Annotated in this window: 4 protein-coding genes; all 4 read left to right on the top strand. The window is 41.9% G+C overall.

The genetic code is table 11. The features are described 5' to 3' along the window. Window positions 1-111: 111 nt before the first annotated feature. Entirely contained in the window at window positions 112-999 is an 888-nt protein-coding gene (locus AC1DND_RS17185; RefSeq protein WP_057935175.1) for a helix-turn-helix domain-containing protein, read from the top strand. A 474-nt stretch (window positions 1000-1473) separates the two neighbouring features. Beyond that, window positions 1474-1719: a hypothetical protein gene (locus AC1DND_RS17180; protein WP_477583449.1), complete on the top strand. Its 246-nt coding sequence runs from the start codon at window positions 1474-1476 to the stop codon at window positions 1717-1719. A gap of 116 nt (window positions 1720-1835) precedes the next feature. Continuing rightward, on the top strand, window positions 1836-4961 hold the full coding sequence (locus AC1DND_RS17175) for a SusC/RagA family TonB-linked outer membrane protein (protein WP_477583447.1): 3126 nt from the start codon (window positions 1836-1838) through the stop codon (window positions 4959-4961). Between the two features lie 2 nt (window positions 4962-4963). Continuing rightward, window positions 4964-5652 (top strand): RagB/SusD family nutrient uptake outer membrane protein (locus AC1DND_RS17170; RefSeq protein ID WP_477583446.1); only part of this gene is annotated, 689 nt, incomplete at its 3' end.

The raw sequence follows: 5652 nt of genomic DNA, 5'->3' as shown, positions 1-5652 counted from the left end.
AGGTTGGTATGATTATACTTTCTGACAGCAAATCCGCGATAATGAGTGGATGGCAGAAATTATTAAAAACCGATTATCAAATTATCAATAATTAAAGAAGGCAATATGACAATGAATAAACGGCTCATCAGGCATTCTTTTCGGCTGCTGAACGTCGACTACGTAAAACTCGGAAATAAGTGGAACTTCAGAAATGTAATCAGCCCGTATTATAGACTGTATTATATCGATGAAGGCGAAGGTGTAATATCCGGTCCGAACGGTTCACTTAGCCTAATTCCCGGTAATCTCTACCTCATTCCCAGTTTTACGCTCTGTAACCTCTATTGCGAACACTTTTTAAGCCAGTATTTTGTTCAGTTCTTTGAAGATTCGGCAGACGGGATATCGCTGTTTTCCAATTGCATGGAAAGTCTGCAGATTGAGGCAAACACTAACGATATCGCCAATTTTAAGCGACTCATCGCTATTAATCCGGGCAGAGGGATCAACAGGTCCAACGATCCAATGGTGTATGAAAAAGATATTTATTACAAGGAATACACCGAGCTGAATAACCTTCAGAGTATTGCTGTGCAATATGAAACACAGGGGATTATTTTTCAGTTGATATCCAGATTCTTAAAACCGGAAATATTTCATAAAGACAAGATTATTGCCAAGCCCTCTGCAGTGATGGATGCCATTGGTTATATACAGATCAATCTGCGGACACCGCTTAAAGTAAGTCATCTTGCGGACCGGGCAAATTTAAATACAGATTATTTTTCAAGGCTCTTTCACCGCTACACAGGTCAAAGCCCCGTGAACTATATCTTGCAAAAAAGAATAGAACGGGCCCAGTACCTCATTATTACCAGTAAAAAACAACAAGATGAAATTGCCGAATTAACTGGATTTGAAAATGTCCATTATTTCTCCAGGGTTTTTAAGAAGCTTACCGGACTAACACCAGGCGCTTACAAAACGCAGAATAAGACATTGAATTTTATTGATTGATCCCATGGGATTAATGCACATCAATTTCATGCTGAACATCATTTAATTTTCATTGAACAGCACATCAAAAATCGGAAAAGTATAAAAAGAAGTCTGTTTACAATAAATCATATCGCCTGATTAGATTTTATATTTGATCACATCATTAACCGGCTGTTATGGATGTATAACCAAATATTAAAGGCAACAGGTTTTGCCATTACACAATTAATTTTTTAATACCCACTGCGGATTTTTGAGTGATCTGATGAAGGTCATGGTCAGCCAGATGGATATAAAAGTACCAACTAACGCGACAATTATGAGAAAACTATTACCAGCCCCGTCTGCAACTTAAGGTAGGCCATTACAACCATTTCGTTTTTCTGTTTGAACCCTGTATGTCGGGGTATAAGGAACTGCTTTGACTCTTTTTTAGGCACTTCAAATGAAAAGCGACTATAACGAATTAAAGGTTCTGCTTAAGACAAAATTATGGTTTATAGCGCTTTCAGCACTGGTAAGCAGGTAAATGCAACCACAGGAGTATTAGATGGGGAATTTAAAGTGATCAAGGAAAGAATAGGCGCGCCGTTTCATCTTGCAATCAGCTGTCGGGCCCTTGGGAAAGGAATTTTACCGATCATTCCCAATTTAAAGAATACTGCTGGTAGTTGGGCATTGAACAGGCTATTTGGCGTATTCCACTTATTAAAAAACCAACCGATTAACCAAATATAAACTAAATGAACGTGAATGCTTTAATGAAGTATGTTGCTATGAAGCGACGAACAACGCCTTTTCTGGGATCGAAGAAGAGAACCAGAGTCAATCTGTTCTGCATACCTTTTTTGATTTTGGGCTTATCCAGTCCAGAGACCGCCCGCTCCAAAACTACCGGTCACACTCCCTTTTCCGATATTTATTTTTTACGGGATGAGATTGTAGTCAAAGGAACCATAAAAGATGCTCAGGGACCGCTTCCAGGTGCAACCGTTACGCTGAAATTTGCCAAAATAGGGGTACAGGCAGATAACGATGGGAAATTTAGCCTAAAGGTTCCCGCAAATGGTACCCTGGTTTTCAGTATGGTCGGATATAAGACCAAAGAAGTGGAAATTAAGGGCGAAAGTACAATAAATGTAGTGATGGAGTCCCTGAATGATCTTGATGAGGTAGCCGTAGTCGCTTTTGGTACGCAAAAGAAGTCCAGCATGATCAGTGCGATTACCACCATCAACCCAAAAGACCTCAAAGTTCCATCCAGTAACCTGACGACTGCATTGGCAGGTAAACTGGCGGGAGTTATTGCCTATCAGCGCAGTGGAGAGCCTGGACAGGACAATGCATCCTTCTTTATCCGCGGGGTAACAACTTTTGGGTATAAAAAAGACCCGCTTATACTAATAGACGGAATTGAGGTTACCTCAACCGATCTGGCCAGAATGCAGCCAGATGACATTGCCAGTTTTTCCATCATGAAAGACGCTACAGCTACTTCCCTTTATGGCGCTAGGGGCGCAAATGGTGTCATCCTGATTGTGACAAAAACAGGTGAGGAAGGGAAAGCAAAAATCCAGGTCAGGTTTGAAAATTCTACATCTGAAAATACAAGAAACCTGGAGTTTGCAGATCCCATAACCTATATGAAACTTGCAAATGAGGCTGTTGTTACCCGCAATCCCTTAGGCATACTTCCATATGCCCAAAACAAGATCGATCAGACCGCATTGGGTGCCAATCCTAATATTTACCCTTCAAATGACTGGCGGACAATGTTACTTAAAAACCGTACGAACAATCAGCGTATGAATTTTAGTACCAATGGTGGCGGTAAGGTAGCCCGTTATTACATAGCAGGTACCTACAACAATGACAACGGTCTTCTTAAAGTTGATGAACGTAATAACTTTAACAGCAATATCAGCCTTAAATCCTATCAGTTACGCTCGAACATCAATATCAATATGACGAAAACCACAGAAGTCATTGTGCGTTTAGCCGGAAGTTTTGATGACTATACAGGGCCGATAGACGGTGGAAGCGGGTTGTATACCAAAATTATGAGGAGCAATCCCGTTTTGTTCCCTGCATATTATCCGGCAGGCCAAATGCCAAAAACAAACCACATTTTATTCGGAAATTCAAGTAACGGACTGCTGATCAATCCTTATGCAGATCTGGTGAAAGGTTACCGCGATTACTCAAGATCGCTGATGAACGCACAGTTTGAGGTGAAACAGGATCTGTCATTCATCACGCAGGGCCTTTCGGCGAGGGGCATGTTCAATACCTCCCGGTATTCTTATTTCGATGTCAGCCGGAATTACAACCCTTTTTATTATTCGGCCAGTGGCTACAATAGCCTGCAGGATACTTATGGTTTAACCCTGCTGAATGAGGGTTCGGCGACCGAATACCTGAATTACAACGAAGGTGCAAAGGATATCAATACGACAACCTACATGGAGGCTGCGGTAAATTATGTGAAGCAGATTTCGAAAGTAAATGATATAACGGCCCTACTGGTATATCAAAGAAGGCAACAGCTCTTTGCAAACAGCGGTACTCTGCAAAAATCTTTGCCATACCGTAATCAGGGGGTGTCTGGACGTTTTACTTATGGCTATAACAACCGTTACCTCGCCGAACTCAGCTTTGGCTATAATGGATCTGAGCGTTTTTTCAAAACTGAAAGGTATGGTTTTTTTCCCGCGATAGGGCTTGGATGGCAGGTATCCAATGAGAAATTCTGGAAACCGATCAGCACTATCGTCAGTAAACTAAGGTTAAAAGCAACCTATGGAATTGTTGGGAATGATGCTATCGGATCACCGGAAGACCGTTTCTTTTATCTTTCAGAAGTTAACTTGTCCGATGGAGGCAAGGGTGCCAGGTTTGGTGAACAATTTGCCTATTATAGGCCGGGAATAACTGTCAATCGTTACGATAATGCTTTTATTACATGGGAAAGGGCAAAGAAATTCAATTTTGGTACAGAGCTGACCCTGTTTAACGATTTCAATTTGCAGGTTGATCTTTTCTCTGAAACCAGGGATAATATTCTAATGGAACGTGCCGCTATCCCAAGTACAATGGGGCTTGCGGCAGCCATCAAAGCTAATACAGGAAAGGCTAAAGCGAATGGAATAGATATCTCAGCCGATTATAACAAAAATTTCAATACATCTTTATGGCTGCGTCTGCATGGGAACTTCACCTATGCACACAGTGAATTTTTACAGTTTGAGGAACCTCAGTACAAAGAAAGTTATCTTTCCAGGATCGGGCAGTCGCTTAATCAGAATTATGGCTTAATTGCAGAACGGTTATTTATCGATCAATATGATGTGGCCAATTCTCCAAAACAGACCTTCGGCGAATATGCAGCGGGCGATATCAAATACCGGGATGTAAACGGAGATGGTCAGATTACCAACCTCGACCGGGTACCTATCGGCCTGCCTACCGTTCCGGAGATCATTTACGGTTTTGGCTTCTCTTCAGGATATAAAAACTTTGATCTGTCGGTGTTTTTCCAGGGGTCTGCCCGTTCCTCATTCTGGATCGACACCAGGGCCACAGCACCATTTGTTCCTTACAACTATCCCGGTGAATCATTGGGGGGGACACAAAATGCATTGATCAAAGCCTATGCAGACGATCATTGGTCTGAAGACAACCAGAACCTCTATGCGCTTTGGCCCCGGTTGAGCGACAGTCAGAACAATAACAACGTACAGACAAATACCTGGTTTATGCGCAACGGTTCATTTTTACGGTTGAAATCCGCTGAAGTAGGTTATTCAATCCCAAAAAAAATAATCAACAGGGTTAAGCTAAGCAATGCACGCTTTTATGTGAGCGGAACTAACTTATTGATTCTTAGTGGTTTTAAGTTATGGGACATTGAAATGGGTGGCAACGGCTTAGGTTACCCGGTACAGAGAGTTTATAATGTGGGTATACAAATAGGATTTTAATTATGAAAAAGACAAGCATATTTTTGGCAGCAGTTATCTTAACCTTGATAATCTCCTGCAAAAAAGATTATCTGGATATCGTTCCGGATAATATCGCAACAATAGAAAACGCATTCACCAATCGGAATGAAGCTGAAAAATACCTGTTTACCTGTTACTCTTACCTGCCCCAGGAAAGCAATGTCAGTCAGAATCCGGCAATGCTGGCCAGTGATGAGTTCTGGACTTATTGGCCTATTACTTCGCTAAGCCGGCTCCCGTCTTACCCTCAGCAGATCGCCAGGGGCAATCAGTCCCTTACATCGCCTTTGCTCAATTACTGGGACGGTGAGCAGGATGGTAAAGCCATCTACAAAGCATTGCGTGACTGCAATATTTTCCTTGATAATGTAGACAAAGTGCCAGACCTGGATCCATCACAAAAAAATATATGGACAGGCGAGGTGCAGTTTTTGAAAGCTTACTATCATTTTTATTTGCTCAGGATGTATGGGCCGATTCCAATCATCGATAAAAACCTGCCCATTACCGCAACAACCGAGGAGGTAAGGATAAAACGTGAGCCGGTTGATAAGGTATTTGACTATATCGCAGGATTAATGGATACCGCTGCTGCCAAGTTGCCCATTACCATTCAAAACCGCTCTTCTGAACTAGGTCACATTACCCGCCCGATTGCCATATCCATAAA

The sequence above is a fragment of the Pedobacter sp. 01N416 genome, from assembly GCF_056399685.1.
This window is presented reverse-complemented; position numbering and strand designations above follow the sequence as displayed.

Coding starts and splice junctions, on each gene's coding strand:
- AC1DND_RS17185 (WP_057935175.1), top strand. CDS start 112: ATGAATAAACGGCTCATCAGGCATTCTTTTCGGCTGCTGAACGTCGAC.
- AC1DND_RS17180 (WP_477583449.1), top strand. CDS start 1,474: ATGGTTTATAGCGCTTTCAGCACTGGTAAGCAGGTAAATGCAACCACA.